This window comes from Peribacillus muralis (assembly GCF_001439925.1).
In the GTDB taxonomy this organism is placed as follows: domain Bacteria; phylum Bacillota; class Bacilli; order Bacillales; family DSM-1321; genus Peribacillus; species Peribacillus muralis.
The window spans coordinates 26339-45289 of the sequence record NZ_LMBV01000013.1; the positions used below are offsets into that span (position 1 = coordinate 26339).

At 41.8% G+C, this 18951-nt stretch carries 11 protein-coding genes; 1 reads left to right on the top strand and 10 read right to left on the bottom strand.

Features of this window, described 5'->3' with window-relative positions; all coding sequences use genetic code 11:
- Window positions 1-22: 22 nt before the first annotated feature.
- From ASU00_RS15765 to ASU00_RS15795, 7 genes are all read right to left on the bottom strand, one after another.
- Window positions 23-1750, bottom strand: a complete 1728-nt coding sequence (locus ASU00_RS15765; protein WP_057914435.1) for a glycine betaine ABC transporter substrate-binding protein — start codon at window positions 1748-1750, stop codon at window positions 23-25.
- 4 nt (window positions 1751-1754) lie between these two features.
- On the bottom strand, window positions 1755-2960 hold the full coding sequence (locus ASU00_RS15770) for a quaternary amine ABC transporter ATP-binding protein (protein WP_057914436.1): 1206 nt from the start codon (window positions 2958-2960) through the stop codon (window positions 1755-1757).
- 981 nt (window positions 2961-3941) lie between these two features.
- Window positions 3942-5336: an amino acid permease gene (locus tag ASU00_RS15775; protein WP_236712753.1), complete on the bottom strand. Its 1395-nt coding sequence runs from the start codon at window positions 5334-5336 to the stop codon at window positions 3942-3944.
- Window positions 5337-5605: 269 nt separating this feature from the next.
- Window positions 5606-7123 (bottom strand): histidine ammonia-lyase, encoded by a 1518-nt coding sequence (hutH, locus tag ASU00_RS15780; RefSeq protein WP_057914437.1) that lies wholly within the window; start codon window positions 7121-7123, stop codon window positions 5606-5608.
- A 114-nt stretch (window positions 7124-7237) separates the two neighbouring features.
- The gene (gene hutP / locus ASU00_RS15785; protein ID WP_057914438.1) at window positions 7238-7687 is read right to left on the bottom strand and encodes a hut operon transcriptional regulator HutP; all 450 of its coding nucleotides are present in this window, start codon (window positions 7685-7687) and stop codon (window positions 7238-7240) included.
- A gap of 396 nt (window positions 7688-8083) precedes the next feature.
- Window positions 8084-9109: a FecCD family ABC transporter permease gene (locus ASU00_RS15790; protein ID WP_057914439.1), complete on the bottom strand. Its 1026-nt coding sequence runs from the start codon at window positions 9107-9109 to the stop codon at window positions 8084-8086.
- Window positions 9109-10149: a FecCD family ABC transporter permease gene (locus ASU00_RS15795; protein WP_057914440.1), complete on the bottom strand. Its 1041-nt coding sequence runs from the start codon at window positions 10147-10149 to the stop codon at window positions 9109-9111. Before ASU00_RS15795 ends, ASU00_RS15790 begins: the two co-directional genes overlap by 1 nt.
- A gap of 136 nt (window positions 10150-10285) precedes the next feature.
- On the opposite strand from ASU00_RS15795, the gene ASU00_RS15800 reads away from it, so the two are divergent.
- On the top strand, window positions 10286-11287 hold the full coding sequence (locus tag ASU00_RS15800; protein WP_057914441.1) for an ABC transporter substrate-binding protein: 1002 nt from the start codon (window positions 10286-10288) through the stop codon (window positions 11285-11287).
- Between the two features lie 348 nt (window positions 11288-11635).
- Here ASU00_RS15800 and pbp4b read toward each other — a convergent pair whose 3' ends face one another.
- The 3 genes from pbp4b to ASU00_RS15815 form a co-directional block, all read right to left on the bottom strand.
- On the bottom strand, window positions 11636-13012 hold the full coding sequence (pbp4b, locus tag ASU00_RS15805) for a penicillin binding protein PBP4B (protein WP_057914442.1): 1377 nt from the start codon (window positions 13010-13012) through the stop codon (window positions 11636-11638).
- A gap of 615 nt (window positions 13013-13627) precedes the next feature.
- Window positions 13628-16813: a biotin/lipoyl-containing protein gene (locus ASU00_RS15810; protein ID WP_057914443.1), complete on the bottom strand. Its 3186-nt coding sequence runs from the start codon at window positions 16811-16813 to the stop codon at window positions 13628-13630.
- A gap of 37 nt (window positions 16814-16850) precedes the next feature.
- Window positions 16851-17543 carry a coiled-coil domain-containing protein gene (locus ASU00_RS15815; protein ID WP_057914444.1) on the bottom strand — a complete coding sequence of 231 codons (693 nt, stop codon included), beginning with the start codon at window positions 17541-17543 and terminating at the stop codon, window positions 16851-16853.
- Between the last annotated feature and the right edge of the window lie 1408 nt (window positions 17544-18951).

The following is an 18951-nucleotide window of genomic DNA, read 5'->3' on the forward strand; positions in this document are numbered from 1 at the left end:
TTGAGATTCCCTCGTTTTGTCTTCATTTTAAATCTTCAATCGAATCGATATCGACGTAATCAGGTACGACCAGACCATTCTTCGTTCCTTTTAGGTTTGGTCCAAGGTTTACCAAATCGGCTTTGTACTTATTATAGTAATCCTTATGTGTGCTAGGGAGCCATGCGGCCACCATGGCGTCGGCACTTCCGTTTGCAACTCCGGCAAACATCGGTCCCACCTCAACTTGGCTTAGAGTTACGTCATAGCCGTATTTCTCCAGAACCTTGCCCATTACATTCGTGCTGGCAATTTCCGTGTCCCAGGCAACATAAACCAACTTGATTTTTTCACCATTTCCTGACGCAGCACCTTTAGTCCATTCGGATACTTTGTCCTGATGTTCTTTTATCCACTTATCTGCTGCCTCTGAAGCAGACGTTCCATCTGCAACATCGACCATTACATCTTCCATATCTTTCGTTTCCCAGGAGAATTGATCCAGAATTTTATAAGCGCCTGGCGCATCCTGTTCAAGGCCTTTCCTGGCAATGGAATTTATATTTTCAGAACCGCCGAATACTTCATTCGGATCTTCGAGATATTTCAAGTCATATTTCGAGAACATCCAATGCGGTGACCAACCAGTAACGATGATTGGTTCTTTTTTGTCGATCGCTTTTTTCAGTTCAGCTACCATTGCAGCCGAAGATCCTTCCACAACATTCCAATCATCCAGTTTATAATCGGAAATAGCCGTTTTAGCCTGCTTCATTATTCCTGCTCCAGGTTCAATCCCGATTATTTCATAATTGGCTTTGGCAGCAAAACTGTTTTCATCACCTTTCACACCCGTGTCTTTTGCAAATGTACTGAATAATGCAGTACCTACCACGAGTATGGCAAGAACGATAAAAATGATTTTTCTGCTAACGAAGTTCTCGTAAGCCGGCTTACGTAGATTTTGCGTAATACGATCGAGAATGATTGCAATGATAACGATGGATAGCCCTGCCTCAAATCCTTGCCCTACATTTATTTGGCTGACAGCGCGGTATACATCTGCCCCAAGTCCTGGTGCACCAACCAATGAAGCTGTAACAACCATGGAAAGTGCGAGCATGATGCTTTGGTTGACCCCTGCCATGATCGTCGGAGTGGCCAACGGTATTTGTACCTTGATTAACTTTTGACCGCTTGTCGATCCAAAAGCATCCGATGCTTCGATCAAATCATTAGGCACTTCCTGAATCCCAAGATTGGTCATCCGGATTGTCGGTGCGATTGCGAATATGAATGACGCAATGATTCCCGGCACGACCCCTATACCAAAGAATAATATCGAAGGAATCAGATAAACGAATGCGGGCATCGTTTGCATGAAGTCCAAAATCGGAGTGACGATTTTGCGCACCGTGTTATTTTGGGCACACCATATTCCAATCGGTATCCCGATCAGTATCGTCAGGAACCCAGACAATATGACGATAGCCAGTGTTTGAATGCTCGATTCCCAATAACCAAGATTATCGATCAATAATAAGCTGATAAATGTAAAGATTCCCAATGGCCATTTGCTTGTATAAGTAACCAGTAGGGTTAGCACTAAAATCAACACGATTGATGGTCCGGCACTCATTACGTCGACAAGTATATTCAATAGACCTTCAATTACATTCGTAATGAGTGTAAATAATCCAGCAAATACAATAGTTATCCAATCCACTAAAGAATCGACCCAAGCTCCTAGTGGGATTTTCGGCATATTCATTGAATTATTCACTCTCCATTTCATTCAAGGAATCTTTATTGCCTGCCAAGGCACCGATAACGGCACCGCGGAGAAGAATTCCTTTAATTCTTTTTTCATCATCAATGACTGAGATTGGCAAGTTTGATGTTGCCATCACGTCCATAAGGTTTCCTAGTAACTCATCCTCTTTTACCGTTGGTATATCCGTTGTCATCACTTCAGAAATCGATTGATTATTGCTCATGGCCTGACGAGCCTGTTCAGCTGTGACCGCTCCCAATAACTTCTGCTTCCTATCCACAACAAAAATGCTGGAATACCCCTGTTTACGCATGATTTCCAAGGCAACCCGCGGTCCTCTGTCCACTGAGATCTTCTCTGGACGGATCATCACATGAGAAGCTGTCAATACTTTTGATAAATCTACATCTTCGACGAATTTCTCGACAAATTCATTGGCTGGATTCATCATGATTTGTTCTGGTGTTCCCAACTGAATCACGCTTCCATCCTTCATAAGCGCAATTCTATCCCCGATTCTCAATGCTTCATCAAGATCATGGGTAATGAAAATGATCGTTTTTTTGTACTGATCTTGAATTTCAACCAGCTCATCCTGCATATCTTTACGGATTAATGGATCAAGAGCGCTAAAGGCTTCGTCCATCAATAAAATGTCCGTATCACTTGCAAGCGCCCGGGCTAATCCAACCCTTTGCTGCATCCCGCCGCTAAGCTGGGACGGAAGCTGATTTTCGTAGCCTTTCAATCCAACAGCCTCAAGTGCCTTCATCGCCTTTTCCTGACGTTTTGCTGGATCGACCTTCTGGATTTCGAGCCCAAATTCAGCGTTTTCCAATATTGTTTTATGCGGGAATAAAGCAAAGTTTTGAAACACCATGCTTATTTTTTTTTGCCTTACTTCTCTTAAGCGGGCGGCGTTCATCTTTACGATATCTTCTCCCCCAATCAATATTTCACCAAGGGTAGGATCTATCAAACGATTGAACATTCGGATCAACGTCGATTTACCACTTCCGGATAAACCCATGATGACAAAAATCTCGCCAGGGTAAATCTCGAAATTCACATTATTAACGCCGACAGTATGTCCCGTTTCTTTCAGGATATCTTTTTTCGATTTGCCTTGAATCAATAAATCTGTTGCTGCTTTTGGAGATTTGCCAAAGATCTTCGAGACCTTTCTGACTTCTACATACGGCTTCATCAAGTCACCTCATTCTAATAGTTGCCCATATGGTTCAGTTTTGCTGAAATTCCCCGTTTTATGCGAGTGATGATGATTAATACACAAGCACCTTAAAATAACGGGAAGGTAAAAACGATTCTACCTCTACACTTTTTTCATATGCTCGATACTATATATAAGTCAAAAAAAGCGGATTTGACACATATGAGTGGCTCCTTCTTGTTATTACTATTCCCAAGAAGGAATTCTTTACTTGGATTACATGTGTGATTAATTGAGCATTTCAAGTAGGAAAAAGAGGTGCAATCACAACTGAGGAAATAAGCAGGCACAACCTATACCAACTGTAATATAAACGATTTCCACTTAGAGATATTGTCCAGGCGTCGGACAAAAGATTACCCTCTAAAGTACTTCATTTTCCTAATATCAGGTGGAATAATACTTGGCATGACACCAAAACGCATTGAAAAAATGAATACAGGATTCCCATGAATTTAATTAGAGTATTTCAAGCAGGGAAAAGAGGTGTAATACAACTGAGGAATCGAACAGGCACAGCGTATACCAACTGAAATATAATGGTTTTTTTATTTAAAGTTTTGCCAGTCCCATCACGAGGACTGAACCTTCATACCTAAAGTACTTCATTACCTTAACAAACAATGAATATAAATTCAAATGATGTAGGGCTAGGTCCTTGGCTTAAATGCCCGATATCTCATTCCTTTGCACTTATTCCTCAATCCTGAAAAAACGTTGATATATCAGCGTTTTGGCAAGCCGCAAAACTAAAGGCCCGCCCTCCGCCAAGAATTTTTTCAGTTTTTTTTCACTATGTAGTATTCCAATAAATCCCACTGTTGATTTCGAAGACATAAAAAATGGGTTTTTTTTATTTCTGTCCGCCTTTTAATAACCCCATATCTAATTCCCTTTATTATAAAAACAAAACCTTGAAATAACTTCCATTCCAAGGTTTTCATCCATATTACCTATTTAACTGTTCCTATGTTCATCAAAATCGATCCGGCACTCTTCCAACGGAATCACTTTCGTTTTCTTTACGAACTTATAACCAAGCCACATCACTAGAAAAAGCGGGATGCCGAGATAAGCTGCCATCACACCTGCCCAATTTATGTGGTCTCCCAGGAACGCTTGATAGTTTTGCGCCAATAAAACGAAGAAACACAATGCAAAGGAAAATATCGGACCGAAAGGGAACCATTTTGACAGATAGGGAAGGTCATCCAGTGAATACCCTTGGGCAATGTATGCTTTCCTAAATCGGTAATGACTCGCCGCTATTCCAAGCCAAAATATAAAACCTGTGACACCGACAGCGTTCATCAGCCAAATATATATCACTCCATCACCAAAAACGGATGCGAAAAATGCCAGCATGCCTACAAGTGAAGTGACGATAAGTCCCCAAATGGGAACGCCGCGCTTATTCAGCTTTCCGAACATTTTTGGTGCCAGCCCTTCATTTGCCATCGAGTACAACATCCGGCTTGTCACATAAAGACTTGAGTTACCTGCGGATAATACAGCCGTCAAAATGATGGCATTCATCACTGAAGCTGCAAATGCCAGTCCCACTTTTTCAAATACCATCGTGAATGGGCTGACCATTATCGTGTGTCCCTGAAGGCTCTCATTCGTATAGGGAACGATCAAGCCGATAACAAAAATCGCCAAAATATAAAAGAGGAATATCCTCCAAAAGATGCTGCGAACGGCCCTTGGAACATTCTTTGCCGGGTTTTCACTCTCTCCCGCTGCCACACCGACGATTTCCGTTCCTTGAAAGGAAAAACCAGCAGCTATGAAAATCCCCAAAGTGGCCAAAAATCCACCAGCAAACGGAGCGTCACCTACCGTGAAATTTTTAAAGCCGATCGCCTCTCCGTTCATGATACCGAATATCATCAATATACCGACTACGATAAAAATGATGATAGTCGCGACCTTGATGAGTGAAAACCAATATTCCCCCTCTCCATACCCTTTTACTGATACGTAATTCAAAAGGAATATTAAAACTAAAAACATTGAGCTCCATAAAAATGATGGACTGTGCGGAAACCAGAACTTCATGACCATCGTTGCGGCAGATAGCTCCGCGGCAAGCGTCATCGCCCAAGTGAACCAATAGTTCCAGCCAAGCGCAAATCCAAGGGCAGGATCGATAAACCTAGTGGCATATGTACTGAAAGCGCCGCTAACTGGCATGAAAGATGCCAATTCCCCAAGACTGGTCATAATGAAATAGACCATGATGCCAATGACGGCATATGCGACCAGTGCCCCTCCAGGACCTGCAGAATGGATGGCCGGGCCACTTCCGAGGAAGAGCCCCGTACCAATCGCGCCGCCTAAAGAAATCATCGTCAGGTGGCGTGCTTTCAATTTTCTTTGCAAAGAACGAGGCGGCTCGTTTTGCTCATTTTTAGCGGGCAGTTGCAATTGGCGATTTTCCAAATTAAATTCCCCTCCAACCATGCATAGGTAATCTCTAAAGCAAAGTCAATCATTCATTCGAATTCAGCTTGCGAATTTTATGTATCTAGGTCTTTTCTTTTATATGAAAAGACCTTTTTTTAGATTTTTGGGAATGATATATTTATGGTTCAAGAGCATCGCAGCATTTCCCAATGTTAAGTGGTGGGCAAGCTCCCAACAATGAACGAATTCCAATCCATTTCTAGTAACCAGCTGGCCGCCGCTTCAATATCCTTAGCAAAGATGCGATCTTGTGTAATGCTAGGAATGATCTTTCTTGCTTCCGTATAAAAATCGTTCGTGAATAAAGCCATCTTTTCCGTTCCCCGGTATTCCACAGCTTGCAGCGCACAAATGAGCTCAATTGCCAGTACGCGTCGGACGTTTTGGATGATTTGATGTGCGTGCCGGGAACCAATCGTGCCCATGCTTACATGATCTTCCTGATTCGCTGAAGATGGAATCGAATCCACGCTTGCCGGGTGGGCGAGTGTCTTGTTTTCAGAAACGAGTGAAGCGGCACAATATTGCATGATCATCGCTCCCGATTGCAAGCCAGGTGATGGACTCAAAAATGGCGGTAAATCATTCAGCTGGGGATTGACAAGTCTCTCTATGCGGCGCTCGGAAATATTCGCAAGCTCGGCAACGGCGATTTTCATGAAGTCCATCGCAAACGCTATCGGCTGACCATGGAAGTTACCTCCTGAAATAACCTTTTCACCATCATCGAAAATAAGCGGATTATCCGTCGCAGCATTCATTTCGATTTCCAGTTTTTCTTTAACATAATCGAGAGTTTGCCATGATGCCCCATGTACCTGCGGTATGCAGCGAAGGGAATACGCATCCTGTACCCGGAGCTCCCCTTGCTTGGTGATGAGCTGGCTGCCGTGGATCATGCGGCGAATTCGTGCCGCGACCTCGGTTTGCTGTCGGTAACCGCGGGCAAGATGCACATCCTCATCAAAGGCATCTTCAATGCCGCGCAACCCTTCCAACGTCAAGGAAGCAATCGCCTCTGTTTGATGGGCCAGCTGTTCCGCTTCGATGTAATTGACGAGGCCCATCCCCGTCATCGCCTGCGTGCCGTTGATTAATGCCAGCCCTTCTTTCGCTTTTAGTGTCAGCGGCAGTATTCCCTCTTTCGATAATGCCGTGATCGCCTCCATTCGCTCCCCTTTGTAGAACACTTCTCCTTCCCCCATCAATACTAGCGCCAAATGGGAAAGCGGTGCCAAGTCGCCACTCGCCCCAAGTGAGCCTTGCTGGGGGATAACCGGATGGACCCCGGCATTCAAAAGCTCGATCAAACGTTCGATGACCACAGGACGCACACCGGAGAATCCTTTTAATAGTGCATTGGCACGAAGCAGGACCATCGCTCTTGAAACCACCTCAGGAAACGGTTCTCCAACACCGCATGCGTGGGAATGAATCAAATTCCACTGCAGCTGCTCTACATCCTCGGCATCAATCAACACATCGCTGAATTTTCCAAAACCAGTTGTAATGCCGTAGACGACTTTCTTTTGTTTCACTATGTTCTCGACCGCTTCCCTGCTTTTTTCCACCTTCTCGACACTCTCGGCCGATGCCGTGACAAATGCCCCTCCATACAATACTTGCTTCGCATCTTCAATCGTTAAAGTTTGGCCTGTTAATGTAATCATTTTCCTGCACCCCTCATCCTTTTTTTCCAAACAAAAAGGAGGCCATATTGACAGACTTATCCAGTCATCAATACAGCCCCCTAATTCACTAATTACCTATAGGCTTTTAATTATTTAAATGTGGTTAATTCCCAAGCCAACCGCTTCATGTTCAAATCCCCGAACCGGTGCTCCGATCGTTCCATAAACCGCTACTGCAATCCATTCGCCCTCGTCACTGTTCTTGAACGGCCTGCCACGGACGATTGCAAACCGAAGGCCCGCCGTCCTCAAAAGACCGCCAAGCTCGACCTGGCCGCGTGTCACACCTTGAAGCGCTTCAATGATCGCATGATACAGCGCATGCATTTCACGATAGATATCGGAATTGACTAATCCCATTCTTTTAGCTGATGTCTCAATGGCCGCTACTATTTTCTGCAGCTCCATCGATCCGACCTTACCTTTTCCGTAAAGCCAATCCATCCGCTTTAAATCATTCGTTAATATAGCTTCTTCCTCTTCGTCCGCAAACGCGTACATGATTGCATGGCGCCCGATTCTTCTGTCGAATTCCTTTGTCATGCAAGGACCTCTTTTTCAATTTTCTAAATTGACTAATAACTAATTATCATTGTAAGCGGGTACAAGCCGTTCGGTCAACCTCTTTTTTAGATTTCTTTTTGCGATACTTCATCACACCGCCTCCATATTCGGGCTACACCCTTTGGAGTGGAGGAATTAAAATTTGACCTCTCTTACCTCTTCATTCAGTGTAAAAACAATGGATAAAATCCCGCCCACCGCGGTCCTCCTCGGTGCTTTAGTGCCTGCGCTGCTCCTTTGGAGTCGCACTCTGCATTGAAACAAAAAAAAGAAGCCGCCTGCAAAATACAGACGGCATCTCCTTCATTATTAGAAATGTCTATTCAAAAATTAGATTTTAAAAGAGCAGGATCTTGCCATGCACCGCTTCGATAACTAAATGTTTTTCACAAGCAAGTAAATAAAGTACGGAGCACCTAGAATCGATACGATGATGCCTACCGGAAGTTCCATTGGGGCCATGATGATCCGTCCCAATGTATCCGCGGATAACAGCAATAAAGAACCTAGGATTGCAGTCAATGGCAATAATCTTGCATGTCTCGCCCCCACTAGCCTTCTCGCCATATGTGGGGCGATCAGACCTAAAAAGGAAATGCCCCCGCCCACAGAAACACATACACCCGCCAGTGCGACGGAAACCATCAATAATAGCCTGCGTTCCTTTTCTACCCGTACACCGATGCCGATGGCGATTGAATTACCTAACTGAAGAACGTCCAATACTTTTGATTTATAAATGGCCAAGGGAATCAAGACAACCAACCAAGGTAATAACGCCCAGACAAACGTCCAGTTTGTGCCCCAAATCGTTCCTGATAACCAGATTAAAGCCTTCATGAAATTGTTCGGTTCCATTTTCATCTGGAAAATGACCAAACCTGCGCCGAACGCGGCATTGATGCCGATTCCGACCAGTAATAACCTCGCAGGCGTCACCTGCCCTTTTTTCCAGGAAAGAACATAAATTAAAAATGCGGCAAGGAAAGAACCAAGCAAGGCCGTGACGGGCATGATGAACACGGAAGATCCTCCATTGAAGAATGCAGTACCCTGGAAAAAGAACATATAAAGTACGACTGTGAATCCTGCTCCTGCATTGATTCCCAATATGCCAGGATCAGCTAATGGATTTTGGGAAATGCCCTGTAAAATTGCACCCGAAACGGCAATTCCCATTCCTACAAGCATCGCCAGAACGATCCTTGGCAAACGGAAATCGAAAATCGTCAATTCATTTTCAGCAGTGCCCTTTCCTAATAATGTTGATATAACATCAATCAGCGGAATCTTTAGGTATCCTGCATTAATACTGATGAAAAATACAATTACGGTTAAAATGCTCGTTAAGGCAAGCAGCTTCTTAAAGCGTCCCTCATTCGGGCCAGATTGCTTCGACATCATAATCCCCTCCCTTCCTTACGAGCTAAATAAAGGAAAAAGGGAACGCCAATAATGGCTGTGATGGCCCCAACAGGCGTCTCGAATGGAGCATTAACCATCCGACCGACGATATCGGCAACCAGCAATAGCACGCCACCGAGAATGGCGGAACAAGGGATAATCAGCCTGTAATCATTCCCGACCAAAAACCTGGTGATATGGGGTATAACCAAGCCTACGAAACCAATCATGCCTGCAATCGATACAGCAGCTCCAGTCAGCAGCAGCACCGCAATCGTTCCTATAAGCTTCACGATGCCGGTATTTTGCCCAAGTCCTTTTGCCACGTCTTCCCCTAAGCTAAGAATGGAAATGGAGCGGGAAAGAACCAAGGCTACCAATAGCCCCACCACGATAAATGGAAGCGTAAATAAAACATGTTGTGGCTGCACACTTGAAACCCCTCCGGCAAACCAATAGCTAATATCTTTTGAAATATTGAATTTGATCCCGACCGCAGTTGAAAGCGAGCTAAGCAAGGATGCTATGGCAGAGCCGGCGAGTGCGAGCTTGACAGGTGTTATGCCGCCCCTTGAATACGACGTGATTCCGAACACCAATGCCGCGCCCAACCCTGCACCGGCAAAAGAGAACATCATTAACCCCAAATACGTTACACCCGGCATGACCACAAGCGCAATCGCAATGAAAAACGATGATCCAGCGGTTACACCCAGTATGGAAGGATCAGCCAAGGGATTCCTCGTCATCCCTTGCATGATTGCCCCGGAGACGGCTAACGCAGCTCCTACACACACTGCAGCGATTGCCCGCGGAAATCTTAATTGGCGAATGATCGTATGAGCGGGATTATTTTCATCAAATTGAAATAATGCGTTATATACATCACGATAGCTCAAATCGGCGGCACCGAGATTGATTGAAGCAATAATTGAAACGAGTAAGCATGCAAGGCCCACTATCATGATGACCAAGCTGGTTACTCTATTTTTATATGTATTTAGCGGTACCTTGTCGATTTTTGTTTTTGAATTCATCTGTACAACTACTCTCCAAAGGGAAATCCCCAAAAAAATAACGATTGACAATGAGTAATTTCTATATTTAAATTAATTGAAATCGAGAATCATTATCATGCATAAATTATTTTATCATATATTTAGGGGGATTTAAATGTATAACGTGATAAGCAAGAAAAAAATGCTGCAACTTTTGGGCGCTGGATTGCTAGCCATTTCCTTGGCTGCCTGTGGTGATGAAGAAGCGAAGGATAACCAATCTTCGACAAATAAAACTGATCAAACTTCCAATAAAGATAACAAAGAAGAAGTGAAGACAAGAACGCTAACGGATGCAATGGGACATAAAGTCACTATTCCGGCCAAGCCGGAGCGTGTCATCGCGTCATACCTTGAAGATAATCTTGTCACATTGGGCGTTAAACCTGTCGCGCAATGGAGTGTAAAAGATGGAGCAAGCATTCAAGGATATTTACAGGAGGACCTTGATGGGATTCCAACCATTCCACACGACCTTCCATTCGAAGCCGTTCAAAAAATGAAACCGGACTTGATCATCATGGACTCTGCAAGCATGGTCGAAGGCGGGAAGTATGAGCAATATAATAAAATTGCCCCTACATATGTAATCGGTACCGAAGTGAACAATGACTGGCGTGATGAGCTTAAGCGCGTTGGAGAAGTATTTGGCAAAGAAGATGAAGCCAAGAAGGCTTTAGACAATTACGAGGCGAAAGCTGCAGAGGCTAAAAAAACGCTTGAAAAAGAAACGGACAATCCATCCGTGGCAGCCGTTTGGCTAGTCGGCGGCAAGTTCTTCGTCGTAAGCGACAACCTATCGAGCGGAGCTGTCATGTATGATGACTTAGGCTTGAAGGAACCGGATGTTGTCAAGGAAATCTCCGCTAGTGCAACAGGAAACTGGAGTGCCATTTCATTAGAGAAATTAGTGGAAATGGACGCCGATCACCTATTCTTGATCAATAGTGATACATCCACTGGCTCAAAAGCGCTTAATGAAGCACTATGGAAAAGCATCCCTGCTGTAAAATCTGGAAATGTTCATGAGTTTTCTGCCGACGAAAGCTGGTTATACACAGGATCTGTCGCTAATGAACAAATCATTGATAATGTGGTAAAAAGTTTAGTGAAATAAAAATCAAGGCTATCACCTCAGGTGATAGCCTTGATTTTTTTAATAGACCAAACTCATATCTCGGGATTTCGTTGATATATCCCTATTTCCGTCGATATATCTCGATTTTCCATTGATAGTCCTATTTTCGTCGATATATCTCGGTTTTCCATTGATATAGTCCTATTTTCGTCGATATATCTCGGTTTTTCGTTGATATATTCCAGGTTTCGTCGATATATCTTAGTTTTCCGTTGATATAGTCCAATTTCCGTCGATATATCTTGGTTTTCCGTTGATATAGTCCAGTTTCCGTTGATATATCTCTTTTAAACGGAAGCTGCTGGAATGCGAGTCAGTACAATTCCTCTATTTTGTACCAATTTCCAACGCTTCATAGATCGCCGTCACGACACTTCCATAACTTCCTGTTTTAAAGAGGTCGCCGTAGAACTGATTGCTATTGGCTACAGGATTTACGAGCGGTGAATGTTTTTTGTTTGTAAGCAAAACAATTCCTAAATCTTTTTCAGGATCGATAATCGTCACGGTTCCCGTCCACCCTGTATGACCATAAGCATTTTCACTCGCATAAGGGCCGAACATCCACTTCATGCTATCATCGCCATTTCGTCTCCAGCCAAGGCCATAGGTCCGATTCATCTCGGAAGGTGCTACGAATTCATTGATCGTTTCTTGATCAAAAAGCTCATGCTTGCCGTATCCTCCGCCGTTCAGCATCACCTGGAGCAGGACAGCGATATCTTTCGTATTGGAAAAAAGCCCTGCATGACCTGAGACGCCTCCCATCGAATAAAAGGCCTTTTCATCATGGACCTCCCCTTGAAGGGTGTATGTGCGAATGTTAGGAAAATCAATCACGCCATCCCGCGTGTTGCCAAACAATTCAGTTGCAGCAAAATCTTTAGGCTTAAAGCCTTTTTGAAGCGGATTGAACTTTGTATTTTTCAAGTTAAGCGGCTTGTACAATTCATTTTCAACATACGTATCAAGCGGCTGACCCGTTATTTTTTCTATAATTGCACCGAGCAGCATATAGTCAACATCACTGTATACATTCTGTGTTCCCGGAACATAAGTCAACGGCGTTTTCGATATGAACGACATCGTTTTATTCCGCTCCTGTGAGTAAAGCTCCTTTGAAACAAGTGGATTGTGATATTGCGGATCTGGTTTGAACCCGGCTGTATGATGGAGAACATCTACTACCCTCAACGTATCCTTTCCCTTGATCACATCCGCTTCCGCATCTTTGAACTCAGGAATATATTGCTGAACTTTTGCCTGGATATCGAGCTTGCCTTCACTGACTAATTTTTGAAGCGCAAAATTTGTCGCATACATCTTCGTATTTGAAGCAAGGTCAAACATCGTATCGTTTTCCATTTTTTGAAAACGCTTTAGAGGCGTATGCTCACTAAACTTCCGCTTGTACCCGTAGCTATCATTTTTAACGATCTTTCCGTCCTTAATGACAATCAGGGCAGCTCCCGGGAAACCGGAAGCCACTTCCATTTCAATCAACTGATCGACCTTTTCCAGCTTTTCCGATGAAAAGCCCGCCTCTTCCGGGTTTTTTGCTTTTTTCAACACCTGATATGTACTGCCCGCTTCCTTACTCACATCACTCACTTCGTTTGAATTTGCTTGTGCATAGGATGTGAAAGGTACACATAAAGAAAGTGCCAAAATTGAACTCATTGTGCAACTTTTCCATATTTTCATCATATTCCCCCTTTGAAATCATCACTTTAGAAAATAAAGATCCACTTTACCGAAAGATAAATCTCATTCATTACGCTCTTTTTTCATATTTAATTTTATAAAGGTGGACAATCCCCGAAGAAGGATTGTATTTACAAATAATTCTCAATTTTCAGTATATGTTATTTCTAGCATTATTTCAATTTGATATTGATATATTTAAAATTATATTTCAAACCATGAGCTATAAGTCTCTCCCAGTTCAAGGATGAAAAACCGTTGTAAACATGGAATCAACGGAGAGGCTACTTGTAAATTGGGAAAACCCTTATAATAATAAGTTTCTAAAAAGATCAGAAAAGCCTCTGAAAAAAAGTGAAAGTAGAAGAAAAAGTCAAAAAGATTGAACTGAAACACATAGTTGTCCAATTAATGACCCAAGATAATGGTACATCAGGAGGAACAAGAAATAAATCAGCGGGATGAACACATAGAGCTTCGAGCATTAATAAGTATTAAACATTGTGAAGTACCACGGGAAACTATTACACGGTACCAAAGTGAATACGCTGTGCAGAAAAAAGGCCTCCCTCAGTATATACGGGAGGCCTTTTCCTGAATTTTCATATCGAAAGATTAGCTTAATTCAACCTTAGTAATTACACCTAAATACTCCCCACTTATAATGGAGTCTTCGTCTGCAACAACATATTCAATAACAGTCGGGCTTATGGTTCGAATGTAAACAAAAGCTGAATCGTCTACATGTTCAATTCGAAGCTTTTTCCTCTGTGCCTGTTTAATATCAAGCTGGTTGTTACTTGCTTCAGGGAGACTTGTGTAATAAATTTCAAAATCCTCTTCTGACGCATCAATGAAAAGATGCCACTTGTTATATTCTTCTTCTTGATCAATCATCGTTTTTAATTTACCTTTTCTCCCGATTCCAAGAAAATACTTGAACTTTGATTCCCCATTCACCATATCGCGATCAATAACTTTTATGCTTCCGCCTTTCCTGCTTTGTACAAGTCCAAAGGCAACGCCCGTTTTTCCTGTAGGAGCGGTTAATATATCGCGGTTAACCACTCTGTTTCTCTCTTCTTGCTTTAAAAAAGCGCCTTCTGTCCCTAGTGGCGGAAGAATCTCAAAAAGGTCACTGGATACTTCTCCCCAGTTTTGAGTGTTCTGCACTTCCCTTTCAATCCATTCATTAAATAGATTCATAACGACCGGGGATTTACTTGAATTACCCGCAAGCAGTATATTCACTTTATTAATTTTGTTGTGTTCTGTCCGGGCAAAAGCGCGCCTTAATGACTCAAAGAAATTTTTGATGCCTTTTTCAATTCTTTTCTCAATCAGTTGTTCCAGTTCATCTTGATCGATCAAAAGTTCCACATTGAGTTTTGCGTGGCCGGCTTTGTCAAACAAGTCTGCCCGGATCATGCCCCTTCCGAACTCTTCTTCATACCGTTCATGCCTTTCCCAAAGCGGTCTTAATTTTTCCACCAATTGTTTCGTATTTAAATAGGATTCTTGTGACTCATTAATCAGTGGTTCACTTCCGGGAAATTTCACACATTCTGCTGGGAGAGTAAAAGGAATGTTTAGCTCACGCATTGATCTTTGGTTGTTTTTAAACACTTGGAACGCCAAAAGCTCTAGCATGTTCTCCCCACCTAAATAACGGTCCCCGCCCGCTGCAAAATGCTCGATGACATAATCATACCTGCTTTCTTTCAAACCCGCTTCACGCCAAATACCAAAATCAAAATCTGTCGTTCCTCCACCAAAATCAAACACGCCATAGTACGTTTCTTCAGCCTCTTCCGGTTCAAATCCGTATTCCTGTAACGCACAAACGGCATAGGCGGCAGGTTCACTAGCCCCAGCGGTGACACGAAACTTTTTCATTAATTCTTCATCCTGTTGAATTGGCATAGGAAGCGTCTTTTTTAACCCGCGCTCAAAACACTTCAGGATTCTTTCCCTTACTTCTTTTTCATACGTCACCGGGAAAGATAAGGTGTAATCCAGGTAAATTCCATTGTTCTGGTTATTGATATACAATCCGAGGTAGTAGGCATATAACTCAATAGGGTTGATTTCCTGATCGGTTAATTCCAAAAAGGAGCGCAGTACAACGGCATATCCCCTCTTGTCTTTCAATCGGAGTTCGTTTCTCTTTTCTCCAGCCCACTGCTTTAGATTATTCAATATGGAATAATAATGATCACTCTTTCCATTCATCAAGTTGTTAAGCGCATTGTGGGAAACCGTCACATCCTGCCACCTTGTATCTGGTCTTCCTTCTTTTTCGTGATAAAGCTCCAGAAAATGTTCTAAATCGATAAATTCGATCACGGTTGGATTTTCATAATGCCAATCTTGGACTTCCGTGTTAAGGTAACCAACCCCAATTCGCATGGGAAGGGTAAAATCACTTTCTTCTTGATGGACGACCACTGTACTTTTTGTTCCAAAATCAATACCAACTATGCCATCCTCCCTGATATCCATTTTAGGATTTCTAGCCATTATTTCTTCGTTCAGTTTTATCGTTAAAGGTTTTTCGGGAGAGTTTACAGGCCATAGATCCCAATGTCCCCGGTTTGGATCTGTCAACATCTTCTCATCATATGTATCAATATCAGCTCTTACTTTTTCAGATTTTAAAAGCTTCTCATAAAACGTCTTGGAATCGATAGCGATCGATGGCAATTCCTTTAGCAAACTTTCCTGATCTAAACCCTTCAATTGATACAATGCCAGCAAATAATCATACTCCTTCTGGCGTTCTGCGCTTAATCCACTTGGTACTAACCGGTTTTCCAGCCAGAATTGGAGAGCCATTCGGTCATTGATTTCAAAGGCATTTTCACCATTTAAACGGAAAACGGGAACGAAAAATCCTTTTCCCAGCAAATTGTTTTTTTGATTTACTACATCGAAGCTTTGAATGTCGTACCCATTGGATATAAATGCTATGGATTTAGAAGAGTTAACCGTTTGGTTAGCAAATATCCTTGATATGGAAGGATTTTTACTCGTGGAGTAATCATCTAAAGCTAGTATCCTCTTATATACAGGATGATCGGTTGTATTGAAACTTTTTGCAGCTTCTTCCCGTGTCATCACATCACCTTTAAAACCGGAAACGTCCAGATGCTTTTTATAGTCAAAATCCTCGTCCATTAATTCATAGTATTTTCTATAAGGAAATAATGCTGCGATGCTGTGATCATATATAGCATTCCCGTTATTCATGTAAACCCATCTGGAACGGAGCATCTTTTTTATGTCTTGAAAGAAGCTCGCTTCATCCTTGAAGAAGGTTTCTTCTGCACTCTGATATAAATGGCTGATTAAAGATCTCACTTCTTTATAAGTCATTGAAATGGCAGAGATCGGAACGGTCTGGGAATCAGGTGAGAATAAAGCCTGCTCTTCGTTCTTACTCATTAAGTATATGGAACTGTCTATGTTGTTTTCATCAGCTAAACTTGTTACGTTCTCAAGCGGCTCTTTATCTTCTATCGTTTCATTTTTTTCAACTTCCATTAATAATTCTTCTGAAATTGCTTCACCAGAATCCAAAAAACATATCAGATCACCAATCCTGACTATTGTGTCCTCCGCTACGTTCAATTCTTTAAGAGTACCTTCTTTTTCTGAAAAGAGGTCGAATTCGATGCCCTCACAGCTTAATTTGGCTAAGCTTTCGCCCACCGTAATATAATCGCCTGGCTGTTTATACCACTGCACAAGAAGGATTTTTTCAATGCCTTCTTCAATCTCTGGGATAATAATCGATGTCATTGTTATTTCTCCTTTACTATCATTTCGTTTTTGCCTGCTAGATTCTCACAACGGATTTTTTAATGGTTTTACCATTAATGCTTATATAACCCGGCAGCAGGATATCTGTAACGTCCCCAGATACTTTGCTATTGAGGGCCCTTATGTGCAAATCTTCCCTGAAGACTTCATCCATTTTCACTTGCTGTAGCTTGTATAAAGGGGAATCGTATGTTTTACCGTGTTCTTGAAAGAAAAACAGAAAAAGGGCAAGCAAAATCTCTCTTTCCTGCTCCCGTCCTTCCATAATCTCGTTTTTAATAAAATCCCACAATGATGAAATGTTTTCATATTGCACACCACAAACAATGAAGTCCTGCACCGACCCGCCCTTGAAAATTCCTTTCAACGAACTTTTCGTGGGTTCGGATAATTGTTGAACTACTTCGTAAAGTTCTTCCGCTTCCCGATAGTCAGCTCTTCTCTTTTGCAATTCAGTAAAATAAGCTTCCATTTTCTCATTTAGCTGGGTGATCTTTATTTGGTAATCGCTAATTTCCTCGTTCTTCGACTCAATCTCTTGTTGGAGTCTTGCTATTTCTTTTTCTTTATCTCTCAGCAGCCCCTTATATTGCCCCAATTGACTAAACGAATCCGCTTCTGCTATTTCTTTTATCTTTTCAATGACCCTTTCGTCTTGAAGGGAAACCATTAATGACTCAATAAAACCATCATCTAATTCATTATTCATCTTTACACTCCTTTTAAAGTGTTAAAAAACTTTTCTCACTCTGTATATGTATCCTTTTTTTTGCCATAGAAAAATCCCCTCGCAGATAGACTGTTAGGAGAATACAATCATAACTTATATTCCATAAAGCAGTAGTGAGATTACTTATTTTCAAAAATGCGTATATACCGTATTAATGATGTATGGATAATATGATTCTTGCTATCACTTTTTACAATAATATGCTCACAGTGCTCCATCCTTTTCAGAACTTCTTGTAAAACATCCTCTTTTTTACTGCACACTCCTTTTTTTATTTTCTCCCACTTAACATCAGCGTCAAGAGTATAACAAACATTGAATTCCTTTAACAGGTTAATCTTCCCCTTATATGCTTTAGTTTCTTTATTGTTTTTATTATTTATATCTAAAATATACGATATGATCATATTGTTTAAGTGGGTTGAAATTACTATGTTACTGGATACAAATCTAGGTGAGGATAATCACTTGCAGTACCTTACCATTCAGTATCGACATCCTGCTCACATGAAGAAAGACCTCCACCAGTAAATTGTGGGAGGCCATCAACTTTAAAGATAATCACATGTTAGGTGATCACTCATTACTAAGTTCCCATTCCTCCCCTATTATAAGGAGTCTTAATGCCCTCCATTCACCTTTAAACAAAATAGGAATATTTAAATATTTTGATAAGGGTTATACTAGGTTAATTTTAATATGCGACATTATTAGGAAGATGACAAACCCGAACAAAAAAAGCCCTTCTCGATTGAGATGGCCTCTAGTTATGATACTTTAGCACAATCGCTTAACTTTTAAATTGCATTGCTTGATCCTAGTGGACTCTTGATTGTTCACATGCATGTTTGGATGGGAGCTTAAACAAATTATCCATAGCAGCAGTAACACAATTTTCACAATAATAATTGACGAACTCTCTACCTTGTTCAAAGACTGGTGTCATCGTATCCATGTCAGTCCATTTCAAACAGAAAATACACATTTGCCTCATGATATATCACTCCTTTTTCACCCTGAAGTAATTGGTAATAATCAAAAGAAGAATATGAGCCACTTGCCGAAATTATTCAGAAACGATACTCTTTCATAATGAACCCCGACCATAAAAATTAGGCCGATAGGAGAATAAAATGCTATAATCCGATATCATTCATATACCACATAACCTGAGTATTAAACCTCACAAGAATGAATCTTTTTACCATAACTAAATTCCTTTATCCACTCCCTGCCCCTTTAGTTTTTAAAAAAAGAGCTGCCTAAGTGGTATTATCCCCTTCAGGTAGACAGAGAAAAAAGAGAACATGATAAAATTTTCTTAACTGTCAATCTGGAGGGGATTTTTGTATGGCAAAAAAGGGGCAAACGTTTCAAGCATATACAG